Origin of the sequence: Desulfovibrio sp. SGI.230, from assembly GCF_050313065.1 — a bacterium.
GTDB lineage: Bacteria > Desulfobacterota > Desulfovibrionia > Desulfovibrionales > Desulfovibrionaceae > Desulfovibrio.
In genome coordinates, this window is the sequence record NZ_JBNPKS010000015.1 from 46,484 (window position 1) to 64,828 (window position 18,345).

18 protein-coding genes are annotated in these 18,345 nt (G+C 64.9%); 5 read left to right on the forward strand and 13 right to left on the reverse strand.

The window, feature by feature from the left end; translation table 11 throughout:
• Positions 1-141 precede the first annotated feature (141 nt).
• The 9 genes from hemL to alr all read right to left on the reverse strand — a co-directional run bounded on the left by hemL (position 142) and on the right by alr (position 8,202).
• Positions 142-1,413 carry a glutamate-1-semialdehyde 2,1-aminomutase gene (gene hemL, locus ACQRAG_RS10505; protein ID WP_168936162.1) on the reverse strand — a complete coding sequence of 424 codons (1,272 nt, stop codon included), beginning with the start codon at positions 1,411-1,413 and terminating at the stop codon, positions 142-144.
• Between the two features lie 13 nt (positions 1,414-1,426).
• Entirely contained in the window at positions 1,427-1,903 is a 477-nt protein-coding gene (ahbB, locus tag ACQRAG_RS10510; RefSeq protein ID WP_006008957.1) for a siroheme decarboxylase subunit beta, read from the reverse strand.
• A gap of 87 nt (positions 1,904-1,990) precedes the next feature.
• Positions 1,991-2,545 (reverse strand): hypothetical protein, encoded by a 555-nt coding sequence (locus tag ACQRAG_RS10515; protein ID WP_303930447.1) that lies wholly within the window; start codon positions 2,543-2,545, stop codon positions 1,991-1,993.
• Positions 2,546-2,763: 218 nt separating this feature from the next.
• Positions 2,764-3,030, reverse strand: coding sequence for an RNA recognition motif domain-containing protein (locus ACQRAG_RS10520; protein ID WP_006008963.1), 267 nt, complete (start codon positions 3,028-3,030; stop codon positions 2,764-2,766).
• A gap of 844 nt (positions 3,031-3,874) precedes the next feature.
• Positions 3,875-5,341 (reverse strand): replicative DNA helicase, encoded by a 1,467-nt coding sequence (gene dnaB, locus ACQRAG_RS10525; RefSeq protein ID WP_239465104.1) that lies wholly within the window; start codon positions 5,339-5,341, stop codon positions 3,875-3,877.
• Positions 5,342-5,767: 426 nt separating this feature from the next.
• Entirely contained in the window at positions 5,768-6,277 is a 510-nt protein-coding gene (gene rplI / locus ACQRAG_RS10530) for a 50S ribosomal protein L9 (protein ID WP_006008970.1), read from the reverse strand.
• A gap of 10 nt (positions 6,278-6,287) precedes the next feature.
• Entirely contained in the window at positions 6,288-6,551 is a 264-nt protein-coding gene (gene rpsR / locus ACQRAG_RS10535; RefSeq protein WP_006008972.1) for a 30S ribosomal protein S18, read from the reverse strand.
• Entirely contained in the window at positions 6,551-6,853 is a 303-nt protein-coding gene (gene rpsF, locus ACQRAG_RS10540; RefSeq protein WP_427804093.1) for a 30S ribosomal protein S6, read from the reverse strand. Before rpsF ends, rpsR begins: the two co-directional genes overlap by 1 nt.
• A 221-nt stretch (positions 6,854-7,074) precedes the next feature.
• Positions 7,075-8,202: an alanine racemase gene (alr, locus tag ACQRAG_RS10545; protein WP_168936159.1), complete on the reverse strand. Its 1,128-nt coding sequence runs from the start codon at positions 8,200-8,202 to the stop codon at positions 7,075-7,077.
• A 161-nt stretch (positions 8,203-8,363) separates the two neighbouring features.
• Here alr and tgt point away from each other — a divergent pair, with 161 nt between their 5' ends.
• The 4 genes from tgt to ACQRAG_RS10565 all read left to right on the forward strand — a co-directional run bounded on the left by tgt (position 8,364) and on the right by ACQRAG_RS10565 (position 13,519).
• The gene (gene tgt, locus ACQRAG_RS10550) at positions 8,364-9,500 is read left to right on the forward strand and encodes a tRNA guanosine(34) transglycosylase Tgt (protein WP_006008977.1); all 1,137 of its coding nucleotides are present in this window, start codon (positions 8,364-8,366) and stop codon (positions 9,498-9,500) included.
• Positions 9,501-9,601: 101 nt separating this feature from the next.
• Positions 9,602-11,221: a diguanylate cyclase domain-containing protein gene (locus ACQRAG_RS10555; protein WP_427804092.1), complete on the forward strand. Its 1,620-nt coding sequence runs from the start codon at positions 9,602-9,604 to the stop codon at positions 11,219-11,221.
• Positions 11,222-11,855: 634 nt separating this feature from the next.
• Positions 11,856-12,785: a GTPase Era gene (gene era, locus ACQRAG_RS10560; protein WP_006008984.1), complete on the forward strand. Its 930-nt coding sequence runs from the start codon at positions 11,856-11,858 to the stop codon at positions 12,783-12,785.
• Between the two features lie 8 nt (positions 12,786-12,793).
• Positions 12,794-13,519: a YggS family pyridoxal phosphate-dependent enzyme gene (locus tag ACQRAG_RS10565; RefSeq protein WP_304026159.1), complete on the forward strand. Its 726-nt coding sequence runs from the start codon at positions 12,794-12,796 to the stop codon at positions 13,517-13,519.
• Between the two features lie 218 nt (positions 13,520-13,737).
• Here the strand turns inward: ACQRAG_RS10565 and ACQRAG_RS10570 are convergent, their stop codons facing one another.
• The 3 genes from ACQRAG_RS10570 to ACQRAG_RS10580 form a co-directional block, all read right to left on the reverse strand.
• Positions 13,738-14,403 carry a hypothetical protein gene (locus ACQRAG_RS10570; RefSeq protein ID WP_204626614.1) on the reverse strand — a complete coding sequence of 222 codons (666 nt, stop codon included), beginning with the start codon at positions 14,401-14,403 and terminating at the stop codon, positions 13,738-13,740.
• 73 nt (positions 14,404-14,476) lie between these two features.
• Entirely contained in the window at positions 14,477-14,929 is a 453-nt protein-coding gene (locus ACQRAG_RS10575; RefSeq protein WP_304026162.1) for a DUF134 domain-containing protein, read from the reverse strand.
• A 217-nt stretch (positions 14,930-15,146) separates the two neighbouring features.
• Positions 15,147-15,932, reverse strand: coding sequence for a TrmH family RNA methyltransferase (locus ACQRAG_RS10580; RefSeq protein ID WP_168936153.1), 786 nt, complete (start codon positions 15,930-15,932; stop codon positions 15,147-15,149).
• A 113-nt stretch (positions 15,933-16,045) separates the two neighbouring features.
• Between ACQRAG_RS10580 and ACQRAG_RS10585 the strand changes: the two genes are divergently transcribed.
• On the forward strand, positions 16,046-17,692 hold the full coding sequence (locus ACQRAG_RS10585; RefSeq protein ID WP_427804091.1) for a LysM peptidoglycan-binding domain-containing protein: 1,647 nt from the start codon (positions 16,046-16,048) through the stop codon (positions 17,690-17,692).
• Positions 17,693-18,045: 353 nt separating this feature from the next.
• On the opposite strand, the gene ACQRAG_RS10590 is transcribed toward ACQRAG_RS10585, so the two are convergent.
• The coding region (locus ACQRAG_RS10590; protein WP_427805317.1) for a hypothetical protein at positions 18,046-18,345 on the reverse strand (300 nt) is incomplete at its 5' end.

Genomic DNA, 18,345 nt, shown 5'->3' on the forward strand with positions numbered 1-18,345 from the left:
TGTGAGGTTTGTTTTTTTCCAACCTTGACTGTTGTGGGTCTTCCTGTTTTACGCAAGCCCCGTGTTGCGTTTCAATTTACAATCTGCCCCGAAAAGGTTCTCCCTCTCCCCCTCGCTTAATCTTCAAACTTCAATGGCAGCCTAGAAGCTGACCTTGCGGGCGGCGTCCAGGGCCTTGTTGAAGTCGTCGTCGGTGTGGGCGAAGGAGACCATGCCGGTCTCGAAGCCCGAGGGCGCCAGGAAGATGCCCTGCTGGCGCATCTGTTTGTAGAAGGTGGTGAACAGCTGCTGGTCGCACTGTTTGGCGGTGGCGAAGTCCACCACTTCCTGCTCGCTGAAGTAGGGGCAGAACATGGAGGCGATGGTGGGCATCTGGATGGGCACGCCCTTGGCGCTGAGGATGGCGCGCAGTTCGCCGGCAAAGGCGGACACGCGGCGTTCGAGGGCATCGTAGTCCATCTGGCGCAGCTGGCGCAGGGTGGCCAGACCGGCGGCCATGGCCAGCGGGTTGCCGGAAAGGGTACCGGCCTGATAGACGGCGCCGCGCGGAGCCACGTTTTCCATGTACTGGCGCTTGCCGCCGAAGGCGCCCACGGGCAGGCCGCCGCCGATGATCTTGCCGAAGGTGGTCAGGTCGGGATCGATGCCGAAGCGGGCCTGGGCGCCGCCGAAGGAGGCGCGGAAGCCGGTGATGACTTCGTCGAAGATGAGCAGGGCGCCGTACTGGCGGGTGATCTCGCGCAGGCCTTCGAGGAAGCCGGGCTTGGGCAGGACGAGGCCCATGTTGGCGGCCACGGGTTCGACGATGATGGCGGCGATGCCTTCGCCATGCTGGCGGAAGATCTCGCGCACGGCCTCAAGGTCGTTGTAGGGGGCCAGCAGGGTGTCGGCCACCACGGCGGCGGGCACACCGGGGGTGCCGGGGATGGAGAAGGTGGCAAGGCCGGAACCGGCGGCGGCCAGGAAGGGGTCGGCATGGCCGTGGTAGCAGCCCACGAACTTGAGCACCTTGTCGCGGCCGGTGACGCCGCGGGCCAGGCGCAGGGCGCTCATGGTGGCTTCGGTGCCGGAGTTGACCATGCGCACCATTTCCAGGCTGGGCATGTCGGCCACCACTTCTTCGGCCAGGGTGACTTCGTCGGGGCAGGGAGCGCCGTAGCTGGTGCCGCGACCGGCGGCCTCACGCACGGCGGCGGTGACGGCGGGGTGATCGTGGCCCAGGATCATGGGGCCCCAGGAGAGGATGAAGTCGATGTACTCGCGGCCGTCCACGTCGATGATGTGGCTGCCGTGGGCTTCGGCGATGAAGAGGGGCAGGCTGTCCACGTTGTGGCAGGCGCGCACGGGGCTGTTGACCCCGCCGGGGATGAGCTGGCAGGCTTTGTCAAAAAGCGCGCGGGATTTGTCGTCCATTGGCGTCAGGCTCCTAAAAATAGGTCATGGAGATTTTTTTGAGCTCTTTCAAGCTCTTGAGGATGGCGTACTCACGCAGGGGCGTGGTGGCGATCAGTTCCTGCGCCACGTCGAGGCATTCCTGTTCGCTGCGGCCGTGCACCATGGTGTACAGCTCGTAGGGCCAGTCGGGAGCGGCGCTGGGACGGTAGTAGACATGGGAGATGTGGCTGTGGCGGGCGGCGATGGCGCCGCATTCTTCCACCAGCTCGGGGGCCACTTTCCAGCCTACCATGGCATTGTGGTTCCAGCCGGTCTTCTGGTGTTTGATGCTGGCCCCGAAGCGGCGGATGGCACCGCTTTGCTTGAGGCGGGAGAGCAGGTCGAGGACCTCCTCTTCCGTGCAGCCCACGGTGCGGGCGATGTCGGCATACGGGGTCAGGGAGTCGGGCAGGTCGGCCTGCACGATACGCAGGATGGCACGTTCTGTTTCGGTGAATTGCTGGGCCATGGATTCCTCACAGGACGCAAAACGCCGCGCCTGTGAAAGCGCGGCGGATGCGCCCGAAAAGGCCCGGCAGCCTGGGCTGCTCGCGGCTTAACGGTTGAAGGAGCGGGCGAAGAGGTCCTGGATGGCGTCGCGGCCGTTGTCTTCCAGGAAGCGGGTGCCCGTAGCGGCAAAGTGGGCATACTCGATGACGGGCTTTTCCACCGGGGTCCAGACTTCTTTGTCCCAGGTGAACCAGCCGTTCTTGGGCTGGTCGAACACCAGCAGGGGCTTGTTGCAGATCTTGGCGAATTCGGCGCCCCAGCCGGTACCGCCCTTGACGGTGTTGTCGGGCTGGATGGCACCGATGACGATGACCTGGTTGCCGCTGCTGACCTGCCAGCAGATGGACTGCAGCACTTTGCGGAAGATGGGGGCACGGGTATACTCGCGGTTCATGAGCTTGGAGACGTAGGTCAGGCTCACGTCCTTGAGCGCCAGCTCTTCGGAGGTAAGCACGCGCACGCCGCGCTTGCGCTCGATCTGATGACCTTCAAAGCTGTAGTTGACTTCTTCGATGCCCCAGCCTTCGGCCAGAGCGCCGAAAAACTGTTCGGTCCCGGCAGCGCCGCCGCTGTAGAGAACACACTGTTTGGGATTGAGCATGCAAGCCTCCTCATTAAGATTGCTTCGTGCGGTACTCCCGGCACGTCTTTCACATCATGGCAGAATTTGCCGCGCTCGGCAAGGCGGGGGAGCCTGTCCCGTGCCCTGCGGGAGGGGAGGATGGGCTGTTTTTTCCGGTGTCCGTCATGGTCCTTTGCCAATAAAAAAAGCCCCGGAAGCGATGCACCCGGGGCGTTTCTTATGTCCGCGGGAATTCCCTAGTAGCGGGGAGGACGCGGGGCGCGGGGTTTGGCTTCGTTGACGCGAAGGGTGCGACCACCAAAGCTGTAGTTATCCAGAGCTTCAATGGCAGCCTGAGCTTCACCGTCTTCCATTTCCACGAAGCCGAAGCCACGGGCACGGCCGGTTTCCCTGTCGCTGACCAGTTTCACCGACAGAACTTTGCCGTATTCGGCAAAAAGATCCTGTACCTGTTCTTCAGTAGCGGCCCAGGGGAGGTTCCCAACATAGATGGACTTGGACATGAAAAAACACCCTCTCGAAAGTGACAGACACACCGCATGTGATCCCCAAAACAGCTTGAAGACCTGCGGCAATTGAGAAAACAGAAACATGCTTTGCAGGGCTTGTCAACGCAGACTGACGGAAAAAGTCCGTTATTTCTTGATTTTTTCGATTTTTTGGCCCTGTTTTCGGGGGGCTTTCGGGCGGCGAACAGGCTGATTTATCAGGCAAAGAAGGGGGGGATAGGCCAGTGTTCGCGTTTTTTTTCACAAAATCATTTTTCTTTGCACAAAGGTGCCGGGATGGCTGGAAAAATGCTGGTTGAGCGCACAATCTTCTGGCCTGGAAGGAGCGGGACGGACGCACCGCTGCGAAGGAGGTCCGGCAGGGGAAAAACAGGGGGAGGATCGCTTGCGACAGGGGGCGCAGGAAGACACCGGGAGCGATACTCCCGTGAGAGGGGGCAGGGCAGGAAGGATGCGTGTCTCCCCAGGCAGGGGAGGGAAGCCATAGCGGGACCCTGGCGGGGATGGGGGGGCTGTGGCCGTGCTTTTGCCCCAACCACCTTGCCGGGGATGGGCGCGGGGTAAGGCGGTTTTGGGGCCGGTATGAGCGGAAAGCGCCACAGCCGCAGCCCCGACGACGGACGGCGCGTGACGGAGAAGGGGACAGCTCCCACGGGACCTTCCCCAAACGGGCCGCTGGTCGTTCCTGCCGGCGAGGCAAGGGGACCTGCGGCCGGCGGCAGCGACGCCGTGAGGGCTCCCTCCCCGGGCCGCTCCGCACGGTCCGCGCCGGCGGTGACAAAAGGAGCCCCGCGGGCATCGGCAGTGATGCGGGCGGGGCTCCTCGATCCGTGACTGGTTATTGCGGCGTTTCCGAGGGGGCCCAGTCGGGGGCCAGGTCTTCGAAGGCCGTATAGGGCGACATGTAGAGCAGCTCGGCCACGCCCACGGGACCGTTGCGCTGCTTGCCGATGATGATCTCGGCGATGCCCTGCACCGGCCGGTCGGCAGGCTTGGTGAACTTGTACACGTCGTCGCGATAGACGAACATGATGACGTCGGCGTCCTGTTCGATGGCGCCCGATTCACGCAGGTCCGAGAGCATGGGACGCTTGTCGCCGCGTTCTTCCACTTTTCGGTTGAGCTGCGAAAGGGCCACCACGGGCACGTTCATCTCCTTGGCCAGGCCCTTGAGGGAGCGGGAGATGTCCGAGATCTCCAGTTCGCGCGAGTCGGTGCGGCGGCTGGTGCGCATGAGCTGGAGGTAGTCCACGATGACCAGGCCCAGGCCCTTTTCGGCCTTGAGGCGGCGGGCACGGGCGCGCAGCTCCAGGGTGGTCAGGGCCGGGGTGTCGTCGATATAGATGGGCGCGCGCGAGATGACGTCGGCCGCGGCGTAGAGGTTGCTCCAGTCGGCGTCGGTGAGCAGGGCCGGACGGCGCAGCTTGGACATGTCCACCTTGCCCCACACGGCCAGCATGCGCTGCATGAGCTGTTCCTTGCTCATTTCCAGCGAGAACACGGCCACGGGCACGCCCTGGCGGATGGCGGCATTGAGGCCCATGCAGAGCGAGAAGGCCGTCTTGCCCATACTGGGACGGGCGGCCACGATGATGAGGTCCGAGGGCTGGAGACCGGCGGTGAGCTTGTCCAGGCGCGTGTAGCCGGTGGTGACGCCGGTGATGACGTCGCGGGAGTCGGCCAGCTTGGACAGGTTCTCGAACACGCTGTCCACCAGTTCGCGGGCGCCGGTGAAGTCGCGGCCCGTGGTGCGCTGCGAGATGGCGAACACGGCCTGTTCGGACTCGTCCAGCAGGCTGCCCACCTCGCGCGAGGCATCGTAGCAGTTGCTGATGATGGACGAGCAGGCATTGATGAGGCCGCGTTGCAGGGATTTGTCGCGCACGATGGTGGCGTAATATTCGGCATTGGCGCCGGAGACCACGGCCTGGGCCAGGTCGGCCAGATAGACGGCCCCGCCGGCCTCTTCGAGGGCGTTGTTGCTCTTGAGCTGCTCGGCGGTGGAGATGAGGTCGATGGGCGCGCTTTTGCGGTACAGGTCCAGGAAGGCCCGGAAGATGGTGGCATGGGCCGGCAGATAGAAGTCCGTGTCCGCGATGAGGTCCACGATGACGTGCATGAGCTGGGGCCGCATGAGGATGCCGCCCAGCACGGCCTGTTCGGCTTCGGGGCTGTGGGGCGGCACGCGCCGCAGCAGGTCGTTCTCCGCGGTGCGGGCGCGGTCGTTGCCCTCGCTGGTGCGGGGCGCGCCGGACTGGCGGGGGGACGGGGAAGAGGCGGAGCCGAAAGGTTCGTTGCTGGCCATGATGATCTCGCGGGTTCGGGATGAGTGATGTTGCCTGAAAGGCATACGGGTTGCGCTGGTGCCTGTCAATGCGGTGCTCGTGTCCGGGAAGGGCCGGGCTCCGCGCCTGTCCGCTCCGGCGTGCGGCGGACGTGCCTGCATCCGCTGCGTAGCCGGACAGGGCCTTGCGGGCGACGGGCGCGCAGGGATGCCGGGGCCGTCGCCCGCCTTCGTCCGACGGAACGGAGCGCGGGAACGGCGCCATCGGGCAAACCTGGGGGCAGGCTGCCCGCGGGCACATGGGCCTTGCCGCGGGACAGGGCGTGCATGGGCCGGAAGGTGATGCCCCATGCCGCGACGCGAGGGATGCAGACGACAGGCATGAAAAAAGCCCCGCTCGATGAGCGGGGCTTCGATCAGCATTGGGCCGGAAGGCCGACGCCTGCCTTATTCGGCTTCGGCGGCGGGAGCTTCAGCTTCGGCTTCGGGCTGGGCTTCTTCTTCCACCACGGGATGGTCGGAAACGACCTTCACCGGCACGGTGGCCACGATGCTGGCGTGCAGGCGCACGCGCACGGGATGATCACCCAGGGTACGGATGGGGGCGTCCATGAGGATGCGACGACGGTCCACATCCACGCCCAGAGCGGCCAGGGCATCGCCGATGATGCTGCTGGTCACGGAGCCGTACAGCTTGTCGTTGTCGCCCACGTGCATGGGGATGACGACTTCCAGAGCTTCCAGCTTGGCGCACAGGGCCTGGGCGTCAGCGCGCAGGGCATCCATGCGTTCCTGGAGCTTCTTGCGTTCCAGTTCAAAGGCCTTCATGTTGGCTTCGGAAGCCACCATGGCCAGGCCCTGGGGCAGCAGGAAGTTACGGCCGTAGCCGGGCTTCACGGTGACGACGTCGCCAAGGTTGCCGAGATTTTCCACGTCGGCGCGGAGTATCAGTTTCATGTGCGCCTCCTTAGATCATGCTCTTTTTCTTGACGGTGGAATCATGCGTGGCGGTGTAGATGAGCAGGGCCATCTGGCGGGCACGCTTGATTTCGCGGGTCAGCAGACGCTGATGGTGCGCGCAGGTACCGGTGATGCGGCGGGCGATGATCTTGCCGCGTTCGGTGATGAAGTCGCGCAGGATGTCAGGGCGCTTGTAGTTCAGGGGCAGATCCTTGTCCGCGCAGAAGCGGCAGAACTTGCGACGGGGGGCAAACTTCTTCTTGAAAGCCATTACGCGACCTCCACTTCTTCAGACAGTTTGACGGTCACGAACTTGAAGATGCCGTCGGTGATGCGCACGTTGCGTTCCAGTTCGGCCACCAGTTCGGCGGGAGCCTGGTACACGAGGCGCACATAGTAGCCGCGCATCTGCTTGCGCACGGGGTAGGCCAGATCGCGCATGCCCCAGTGATCCACTTCTTCCATCACGCCGTTTTCGCGTTCCACCACGCCGGTCAGGGCGGTCAGGATGCCCTCACGGGTCTCAGCGGACAGCTCCGGCGAAAGGAGGAGCAGGGTTTCAAATTTCCGCATGGTTATCTCCTTTTGGACTGACAGCCCGTACCCCTCTGGTACGAGCAAGGGAAGACGCTCTATAGCCGCAAGCGGCGCGTCTGTCAAGTTTTTGGCCGCAAAAGCGGCGGAAAAATCTTTTTTTGAGCGGCTGCGGGGCCGTTGCGCCGTCCGTCACGGGCAGGGGAAGGTTTGCCCGCATATCCGGGACGGGTGCCGTATGCCGGGCGCTGCGCCACGGCTTACTTGTGGTACACGCGCGGGCTGCCCTGGCCCAGCAGGCAAAGCAGCTCGTACGAGAACCCGCCGCAGGCTTCGGCCAGTTCGTCGATGCTGACGGGCGTCTCGCCCGGTGCGGCAGGGCCGCCCAGCAGCCAGGCCAGGTCACCGGCGCGGGCCGACAGACCCGTGACGTCGATCATGAACATGCCCATGCAGATGCGGCCCACCTGGGGCGCACGGCGGCCGTTGACCAGCACATGGATGCGGCCGGAGGCGCCGCGGGGATAGCCCGTGGCATAGCCCGCGCCCACCACGGCCACGCTCATCTCGCGCGGTGCGATGAAGGTCTGGCCGTAGGAGATGCCTTCGCCGGGCTTGAGGTGGCGCACCTGCAGCAAGGGGGCGCTCACTTCCATGACGGGTTCCAGACCCGCGCCGCGTTCCTCCCAGGCCGTGCCCCGGAAGGGATTGCCGCCGTAGAGCGAGAAGCCCGGGCGGCAGAGCTCGAAGCGGCTCTCGGGCCAGCCCATGGTCCCGGCCGAGTTGGCCAGGGAGCGCTTGAGGGCCGGGTAGGCCGCCCGCAGGCTGTCGGTCATGGCCGTGAACTTTTCCAGCTGGCGGCGGGTGAAATCTTCCTTTTCCGGCATGTCGGCACAGGGGAAGTGCGAGACGGCCAGGGTGGGCTTGAGGCCGGGGCAGGCGCGCAGGCGTTCCAGCAGGGCCGGGATGTCTTCCGCGCTGAAGCCCAGGCGGCTCATGCCCGTATCCAGCTTGATGGCCACGCCCCAGGGATCGGCGGGGCTGCTCAGGGCGGCGGCCTTTTCCAGGGCCTCGAAACCGGTGATGAGGGGCGTCAGGCCGCAGGCGCTGGCCTGCTGCCAGTCTTCGTCGTTCTGGCAGCCCAGCAGGGGCAGGATGGTCTGGGCCAGGCCGTCCTGGCGCAGGCAGATGCCCTCTGCCACGGTGCCCACGGCAAAATGGCGGGCGCCGGCGGCGTCCAGGGCGTGGGCCACTTCGGTCATGCCGTGACCGTAGGCATCGGATTTGATGACAGGCATGAGTCTGTCGGGCCGGCCCATGCGGCTGAAGTTGCGGACAAGGGCTCCCAGGCGGATATGACAGCGGGAAGGGGTAAAAGTGCAGCTCATGACGGCTCCTCGGATGAAAAACAGGGAGGCAGCATAGCAATATTGCCCGGCAGGCACAAGGAAAGTCTGCCGTGATTCCGGCAACGGCCGGGTTTCACAGGCAAAAAATCCCGGCCCCGGACGGCTTGTCTTTCCGCGCCCATCCGGCTAGTCTGCCCGCCATGACACAATCCGTCTATACACTCGAACACAGCGACAATGCGGCCCGCGCCGGTCAGGTGCGCACGGCACACGGCGTCATCCCCACCCCCATCTTCATGCCCGTGGGCACCGTGGGCTCGGTCAAGGCCATCGCGCCGGACGACCTGGCCGCCATCGGCGCGCCCATCATCCTGGGCAATACCTACCACCTTTACCTGCGTCCCGGTGACGAGCTGGTGGCCCGGCACGGCGGCCTGCACGGCTTTGCCTCCTGGCCCGGCGCCATCCTCACCGACAGCGGCGGCTTCCAGGTCTTCAGCCTGAGTTCCCTGCGCAAGATCCGGGAGGAAGGCGTGGAGTTCCGTTCCCATCTGGACGGCTCCAAGCATCTGTTCACGCCCGAGAGCGTGGTGGGCATCCAGCGCAACCTCAATTCCGACATCATGATGGTGCTGGACGAGTGCGTGCCCTACGGCGCGGACTATGCCTATACGGAAAAGTCCCTGGCCCTGACCACGCGCTGGGCCCTGCGCGCCCGCGCGGCCTATCCGCAGGGCAGCGGCCAGAACCTGCTGTTCGCCATCACCCAGGGCGGTTTCTTCAAGGATCTGCGCAAGCGCTCCATCGAGGAGCTGTGCTGCCACGATTTCGACGGCTTCGCCATCGGCGGCCTTTCGGTGGGCGAGAGCAAGCACATGCTCTACGATTTCATGTACGAAGTGGCGCCCCAGCTGCCCAAGGACAAGCCCCGCTACCTCATGGGTGTGGGCACGCCCCTGGACATCGCCCACGGCATCAATGCCGGTATCGACATGTTCGACTGCGTGCTGCCCACCCGCAATGCGCGCAACGGCACGCTCTATACCTCGCTGGGCAAGGTCAACATCAAGCGCAAGGAATACGCCGAGGACGACAGCCCCCTGGATCCGGCCTGCAACTGCTACACCTGCCGGACGTTCTCCCGTGCCTATCTGCGGCATCTGTACGTCAGCAAGGAGCTGCTGGCCTTCCGCCTCAACTCCCTGCACAACCTGACCTACTTCCTCAATGTGGTCAGGCAGGCACGCCAGGCCATCCTGGAGGACCGCTATGCGTCCTTCCTGGCCCATATGGAAAGCCTCTATCCCGATGAGGCGGCCCAGGGCCGGGGCCTTTGATAACAGTCCGCCAGTACAGGGGAATATAGTAAAGTTGATTTTTAATATCACTTTTGGGTAGGATGACGGTACTCTTCGCATTCGAACACAAGTGAGGGATCGTGTCCTTTCCTACTCACTCCACCCCCTGTTTTACCTGGCATCTGCCGACGGACAGCCTCGTCTTTTGCGCGCCGGCCCTGCTCCTGCTGGGCCTGACGCCGGAGACGGCGCCGCGGACCATGGCGGATTTTCTGGACCGGCTGCCGGAACCGCAGCGTCGCTTTTTGCAACGCCAGCGCCAGATGGCCCTGGCGGGGCAGGGGCCCGGCTGCCTGAGCTGTGCCTATACCTACAACGGGCGGCATGTTCGCGAAGACCTGAGCATCATCCAGTGCGATGCCGACGGCAGGCCGCAGACGATCCTCGGCACGTTCGACGTGCGTCATGAGGCCTCCCTGCCGGCAGGGGAAGACGGTGGCTACTGGACCTATGTCCGCAAGGAAGGGGCCCTGCTGCTGGATGCCCGCTGTGCCGGTCTGCTGGGGCTGGGGGCCGGGGCCGGGCCGCTGGACAGGGCCGCCCTGCGCCGTCTGCGCCGCCTGTACCGGGGGGCGGGGTCGCTGGCCCGTTTGCGCCGCTGGCTGGACATCCCCCTGTGTTCGGGACGGCAGAGCCTGCTGCTGATGCCTTCCCGCTCCGAGGAGCTCCCCCTGCTGCTGACGGCCTCGGTCCTGCACCGTGACAGGGATGGGCGGGCCCTGGTGGTATCGGGCAGTCTGGCGCCTTTCCTGGCGGGCAAGGCCGCTCCCGTGGGCGGTGCCGACCGTCTGCTGCTGGCCATGGATGCCTGCAGCGACGGCCTTTGGGACTGGGACGCCACCACCGGCAAGGTCTATTACAGCCAGAACTACCTGTCCATGCTGGGGCATACGTCCGAGACCTATCCCGCCGAGCTGGGCTCGTGGGTGCGCGCCGTGCACCCCGACGATTACGAGAAGACCGTGAACATGCAGATGCGGGTCGCGGCTTCCCCCGCGGAGGGGGACGCCTTCTCCTGTACTTACCGCATCCGGCGTGCCGACGGCACCTGGCTGTGGGTGCTGGGGCGCGGCTGCGTGACCAGCAGGGACAGCGAGGGCCGGGCCCTGCGCATCGTGGGCATGCACACGGACATCAGCTCCCTCCAGCACGACCGCAACGTGCTGGAAAAGAAGATCCGCCTCGACCCCCTGACCGGGGTGTACAACCGTTACCATCTGGACGGGCTGCTCCAGCAGGTACACAAGGACAGGGGGCCCCTGAGCGTCCTCATGGCCGATGTCAACGGCCTGAAGATGATCAACGACCATCTTGGACACCACGCCGGAGACGAACTGCTGCGTACCGCGGCACAGCAGCTTTTGAAGCATATCCGGCAAGAAGACTGCCTGGCCCGTCTGGGCGGGGACGAGTTCGTGATGGTGCTGTCCTGTCCCGGCAGTGTGGTGCGCGAGCGGCTGTCCACCATCCGCAAGGCCCTGGAGGCGTGGAATGCCGCCGGCGGCCTGCCGCTGGAGCTCTCCTTCGGGCTGGCAGGCTCCGATGACGGTTCCGTGGCGCCCGAGGTGCTGCTGCGTCAGGCCGATGCCCGCATGATGGAGGAGAAGAACCGGGTACGGGCCGCCTCCCATGCCCGCATCCGGGCCTGGCTGGAAGCCCGCACGGGTCGGAAGGTCCCTGTGGACGATCCCCGGCTCTAGCTCCTGCCGCAGCGCGCGGGGCCGGGATGTCCGGCCGTGCCTGTGCGGCGTGCGGCCTCTCCCTTGCGGCGGGGCTGTCTTTTCCTGTGCCGGTTCCCTGTCCGTCCTTTCCCTTGTGGCGTGAGGGGGCGCCGGGCCGTCTCCCTGCCCGGTCCCGGTGGCATCGCTCTCTTTTGCCGCTCCTTGCAGCTGCCCCGTCATGTGCTGTCCCGCCTTGCGGCGGGCTGCCCTCCTGATGGCCGGGCGGGCCTTCGCCGCGCTTGACCAGGCGCGCCGGATATGGGAGACAGGGCTCAGACACTCATTTTTCATCAAAAATTCCTTTGTGGTTTGAGACCTCCCCCTTCAGGGGGAAAAGAGGGATCGACAAGACGGCGAAGCCGATGAAATCCTTTTTCGTACCCCCTCCCTTCAGGGAGGGCCGATCCGCACGGCCCCTATCCGTCGGCCGCGGAGGCGGTAGCCGTTGCCCGCACCAGCGGGCTTACGGATAGCGACAGCGCTTTCATGGGCTGTCTTGCCGCGTAACACATTGCTGTCTTTATCCGTAGCTTCCTGCGTCGCAACGGCTAAAGCTCAGTCGGCGGATGGGGCGACTGTGGATTGAAACATTACATATATACGAGGAAAAATAATGAACGGTCAGAATTACCGTTGCGGCTGGGTGGCGCTCATGGGCCCGCCCAATGCCGGCAAATCGACGCTGCTGAACGGGCTCATGGGCCAGAAGGTGACCATCGTCACGCCCAAGCCCCAGACCACCCGCAACCAGATCGTGGGCATCCTGACGGACGACGATGCCCAGGCCATCTTCATGGATACGCCCGGCCTGTCGCAGGTGCGCGGCCGTCTGAGCAAGACCATGATCCAGGCCGTGTGGCAGAGCCTTGGCCAGGCCGACGTCATCATGCCCGTGCTGGACGCCCACCTGTACATCCGCCATCCCGAATATCTGGACCGCGACCTGGCTCCCGTGGCCGAGGCCCTGGCCAGTGACGAGCGCCCCATGGTGGTGGTGGCCAACAAGGTGGACCTGTTCGCCGACAAGAGCCGCATGCTGCCCCTGCTGACCCGTCTCAACGAGATGTGGCCCCGCGCCGAGATCTTCCCGGTGTCGGCCCTGAACAAGGACGGCCTGCCCGAGTTGGCCAAGCTCATCAAGAAGCAGCTGCCCAAGGGCATCGCCCAGTTCCCCGAAGACCAGATCTCCACCGCGCCGGTGCGCTTCATGGCCGCCGAGATCGTGCGCGAAAAGCTCTTCCTGCACCTGCGTCAGGAAGTGCCCTACGGCATCGCCGTGGAAGTGGAGAACTGGGACGAAGACCCCGAACGTGAGCAGACCATCATCCACGCCGTCATCTATGTGGCCCGTCCCATGCACAAGGGCATGGTCATCGGCCGCGGCGGCTCGGTGCTGAAGCAGGTGGGCATGGAGGCCCGTCAGGACATCCGCGAGCTCATCGGCGGCAAGGTGCACCTGGAACTGTGGGTCAAGGTCCGCGAGAACTGGACGGAAGATACGGCCTTCCTGCGCGAGCTGGGCATGGGGGCCGAATCCCTGTAGAGGAATGCATGATGGATGATTCCGCCTTGCGTGAGCGCTATCTTTCCGTGCTGGATCGGCTGGGCGAGGCCATTGCCCGTGCCGGTCGCAAGCCGGAAGAGGTGCGCCTGATCGCCGTTTCCAAACTGCATCCGGTCGAGGACGTGGCCTGTGTGGCCGCCGCCGGACAGGTGGATTTTGGCGAGAACTATGTGCAGGAGGCCCTGCAGAAACGGCAGGATCTGGTGGCGCAGCCCCAGTGCCGTGACATCCGCTGGCACATGATCGGTCATGTGCAGAGCCGCAAGGCCGCCCAGGTGGCCGGGGCCTTTGCCCTGGTGCACACCCTGGATTCCGTCAAGCTGGCCGACGCCCTGGAAAAGCGCGCCGCCGCGCTGGGCGTGGTCCAGCCCGTGCTGTGCGAGATCAATGTGGGCGAGGAGCCCCAGAAAGCCGGGATCATGGCCGATGCCCTGCCCGAGCTGGAGGAGCATGTGCTGGCCCGTTGCCCCCATCTGGAGATGCAGGGGCTCATGTGCCTGCCGCCCGTCTTCGACGCGGGCGAGGCCGCCCGGCCCTACTTTGCCCGCCTTTACCGTCTGCGTGAGGACATGCGGGCGCGTACCGGCCTGCCGCTGCCCCATCTTTCCATGGGCATGTCCGGCGACTTTGCCGCCGCCGTGGCCGAAGGGGCCACCCTGGTGCGCATCGGCACGGACATCTTCGGTCCCCGTCCGCCCAAGGTCCCCGCGTAACGGATCATCACGAGGATATGAAAGGAGCCTGTCACTGACAGGCTCCTTTTTTATTTCATGGTGTTGGGCCGGAGCGGGGAGGTGGTGAGCTGCAGCCTTTTGCGGTGAAGAGGGCAGGGAGCAGGCTGTGACTTCATACGTTGTCACCTTGCCGCCATGCCGCATCATCGGGCCGTAGGGCAGGCCTGTCCGCCGGGACGGGGCAGGCCCGGGCAAGATCAGGAGTGCCGGGCCTCCCATTCCAGCAGGCAGGCCCCTAGGGGCAGGGCCTGCTGCAGGAACTCCTTGCGGCTCGTCTGGCCGGGGTCATAGGTCAGCAGCGCGGAGCCGGTGACGGCGTTGAATGTGGCGTCCCGGATGCCGGTCCCCTCGCACAGCAGCGTGTGCAGGGCCCCGAACGTGCTGCTTTCCCGGAACAGGGGGTGACGCAGGCGGACACGTCCGTCGCTGAAATGGTGGATACTCCCCAGCAGGGCACGCATGGCGGCTTCCATATCCGTGTTGTCCACGGCCGTCGATGCTGCGGCGCCTGCGGGCAGGGCCTGCACGTCGATGGTCTCCGCTCCGGCCTCGTGCGGAGACGCGGCAGGCAGGAAGGTACGTACGGTCTCGCCCACGGTGGTCTGGCGTTGCAGGAGGCCGGTCAGCAGCTCATCAAGGGCCGGGGCGTCCGTTTGGCGGCAGCCCTTGCCGTCTTTGCCGCTACGGCTCCCCTTCATGCCGCTGCCGTGCAGGGAGCCGCCTCTGCCGCATCCCATGCCTTTGCCGGAGCCGCCGCCTTTACCGCTGCCCAGCCCCTGGCTGAGGGTCTGCAAAAGGCCGCTGCCGGCCAGTCCCTTGCCTGCCATGCCCAGCAGGCCCATGCCGAGTTTCGTCCAGAGCATGTCTGTCGCTCCTTTGCGCCGCCCCTGAACGGCATCATGCCGCCTGCGCCGGTGTGCGTCGTCGGACCGGAAATCAGCGTGATGTCCGGCCTCTCCTGCCATGCCCGAAGCCGTGCCCGCCACGCGGACGGGCAGGAGGACACGGCTCCTCTGTCTGATCTGCTGTCCCGGGCGTCCGCGTCGCCCCATCCGGCTGCTGTCCGTGTCCGCCGTGAGGGCCCTCTCCTCCGCTGTGGTGCTGGCAACGCAGCCGTACGGGACCTCCCTCCATGACCAGGGGCAGCCCCCGGGTCAGGGCCTGGGCCACACGCCGGCGGGCTTCGGCCAGCAGCCGGCAGAACGTGGGCGGAGAGATCTCCATCTGCCGGGCGGCCTCTTCTTGCGACAGCCCTTCGGCATCAGCCAGGCGCAGTGCCTCCAGCATGTCCAGGCCCAGCGTCATGGCGGGCGCGTCGTTCCCTGTGTCAGGGGAGAAGCGTCGGCACGCGGGCTTGGCAGCGATGAGGCGCAATTTTTGCGGTCGCATGGGACATCCTTGATTTGAAATATATTTCAAAATATCGCTGTCGGCAGGGAAGTCAAGGCATACGCGACAGAGGCACTCTTCCGGCGGCAGCCCAAAAAACAAGGGAGCTCCCGGGGGAACTCCCTTGCCGGCCGCGCTGCCGGCGGCCTTTCCTGTTGACGCATGTTGGCGGCCAAGCTATTTTTCCCCCAGCATGCGGCGCAGGGGCTTGTTTTTGTTATCCCTGGCGGCGCATGGCGGCCAGACCCAGCAGGATGGCGCCTGCCTGGGCCACGTTGAGCGAATCGAATTTGCGCGCCAGCGGGATGCGCAGCATCCGGCCGCAGCGTTTGGCCACACCGGGGCGCAGGCCCTTGTCTTCATTGCCCAGCACCAGCACGGCGGGCAGCTGCATGGCGTGTTCGAACGCGTCGGCGGCGTCAGGGCCGCAGCCCGCGCCGTAGATGCTGAACCCCGCCTCTTCGGCTTCGTCCAGCGCATGGGCCAGGTTGGTCACCCGGGCCACGGGCAGGCGTTCCAGGGCCCCGGCAGCCGCACGATGGGCCGCAGGGCCCAGATAGGCGCTGTTGTGGCGGGGCAGGATCACGCCCGCGCCGCCCAGGGCATACAGGGTGCGGCACAGGGTGCCCACATTGCCCGGATCCTGGACCTGGTCCAGGGCCACCACCAGCGGCAGGGGCGCTTCGGCCGCGGCCTGCAGCACGTCCGCCAGATCACGGAAATCCGTGGCCGTCAGGCGCGCCACCACGCCCTGATGGTTGAGCGGCGCGGCATCGTTGCCGTTCTGCTGGGCGGCCTCGCGGCAGAGCCTGTCCAGGGCCGCCTGATCCACCAGACTGAAGCGCACGCCGCTCTGGCGGCACAGCTGCTGCACGTCCTGGGCATCCCGGGTACGCAGGCCTTTTTTGCAAAAGACGAGGTCGATGCGTTGCGGGTCGGTCCGCAAAAGTTCCAGCACGGGCTTCATGCCCGGCAGGAGCGGGGTCTCGGAAGTTTGATTCATGGCGTCTCCATGATTGGGGGCGTTGTTACTGGGAGGGACCGGGAAGAGGTCCCGATCCGTTTTTGTGTACGCAGCTTCCCGGCACATGGCAAGCCGGGGGCACGGGAGTAAGCATGTTCTTTCCTGATTGGTCCGGCAGGGGCCGCGCACGTCTGGGGGTGCTTTGTATTCTGGCCTTCTGTCTGTTGCTGGCAGGCGGCTGCGGCAGCAAACAGAAAAAAGGACAGCCCCTTTCCATGCCGTCCCTCATCATCCCCGGCGACGAGGGCGGCGAGCCTTTGACCCCTACGGAACTGGCCGCCTTCCAGAACACGGCCCGCATCGACCGCGACATCCACAAGGCCTCCATGCCGGACGTCGTCCTGCAATACAAGCACTTCCTGCGCAAGGGGCGCGGGACCATGAGCGTCTTTTCCCGCAATGCCGAGCCCTATCTGGGCTATGCCCGCAAGGTCTTCCGTTCGCGCGGCATGCCTGAGGAACTGGCCTATCTGGCCCTGGTGGAGAGCGGCTACCGGCCCGATGCGGAATCCCGCGTGGGGGCGCTGGGCGCCTGGCAGTTCATGCCCTATACCGGTATGAAATACGGCCTGACCCAGGACTGGTGGCTGGACGAACGCCTGGACCCCTACCGCGCCACCGAAGCCGCCGCCGACTATCTCCAGAAACTGTACGGGGACTTCCGCGACTGGCCCACGGCCATCGCCGCCTACAATGCCGGTGAGGGCAAGATGAGCCGGGCCAAGGAAGGGACGGGCGCCCGGAATTTTTACGAAGTGGTGGAACGCAACCACAAGCTGGACGAAAAAGCCCGCCTGCGGCCCGAGACCGTGCAGTATGTGCCGCGCTTCCTGGCCATGAGCAAGATCATGCGCAACCTGCCCCAGCTGGGCTTCACGCCCGTGGATCAGGACAAGCCCGCCCCGGTCCGTCGTCTGACGGCTCGCCCCGGTACCGACCTCATCGCCCTGAGTCGTGCCTGTGGTTTGAGCTGGGAAAGTTTCCAGAACTACAACCTGCACCACAAGCGGACCATCTCGTCCACCGAGCGTTCCACCTTCGTCTATGTGCCGGTCCAGAACGAGGCCCAGGCCCAGGCCTTCCTGCGTTCGTCATCGGCCTCGGCCTTTGCCAACTGGCGTCCCACCAAAGTGCAGACCTCGTCCGACTCCCTGGCCCGGATCAGCAAGCGCAGCGGCGTACCCCTGGAACGCATCCAGGCCGCCAACCCCGAAAAGAAGAAGATCTACGCCGGGGATACCCTGCTGTTGCCGCGTGGTGTGCCCATGTCGCCTTCGGCCGTGGCCGCGGCGGACGACAACAAGCCCTCGCGGAAAGAACGCTCGTCCGGTCGGGACAGGCAGGAGCGCAACAGGCCCGAACCTTCGGGCGGCGTCTACGTGCTGCGGCCCAACGATACCCTCTACGGCGTGGCCCGGCAGTTCGGCGTTTCGGTCAGCGATTTGCAGGCCTGTAACAATATCGACGACCCCAGCCAGTTGCAGGTGGGCCAGCGCCTGACCATCCCCGGCAAAGGCGGCGCCGCGGCGTCGCGTCCGGCTTCTTCCGAGCGGCAGGCTTCGCCGAAGGGCAAGGCCTCCCGTGCTTCCCGCACCAAGACCTATACCATCCAGGCCGGTGACAGTTTGTGGGGCATCGCCCGCAAGAACGATGTCTCGGTGGAGGATATCAAGCGCTGGAATGACGGGGTCGATGCCCAGAATTTGCGCGTGGGCAGCACCCTGATCGTGGGGGATTAGGAGCATCAGCCATGACAGGCCGGGAAGGGGAGACCTTTCCCGGCTTTTTTATGGCCGAAGAGGGCAGCCGGATACGGACGAACGAGAGGTCCGCTCGTCGCAGGAGGAAGGCGAGGTAGAGTGCTGTCATTGGGAGTTCGCCGCCATCTATGGGCTGGAAGAGGTAGCTGCCAGGGAGGCTTCGCCGGCAGTTTTGTGGCGTTGTATCGGAGGTGCGCGGAAAGGCAGGAAGGTGGATGCATTGCGAGGGCCCCATTCCGGCATTGCCTGTAGCGGGATTTTTTGGGGGCAGTATGTTGCTTGAAAAGAATGCAAACATTTTTATGTGTCTTTTCGGTATGTTGATTGAATAATCAGTCAGCATGGAGTAAATCCACAAAATTTTTTGCGGGAAAATGCTTGACGGTGGGGTCCAAAAGGCGCATAAAGCCGTTCGCGCCAACGAGCCGGCCACGTCCGAAAGGGCGACGGGAAAAGAAATTTTCCCGGATGGCAAAAAAGTTCTTGACGCGGGTTTGAAAATGAGACATAAGTCTCCCTCGCGCCAACGAGTTGCCCCGACGGGGCCGTGAAAAAAACTTTCGCGAAAATGAAAAAAAACTTGTTGACAGCGAAAACGAAGCGGCGTAAACAACTGCTTCGCGCCGAGTGAG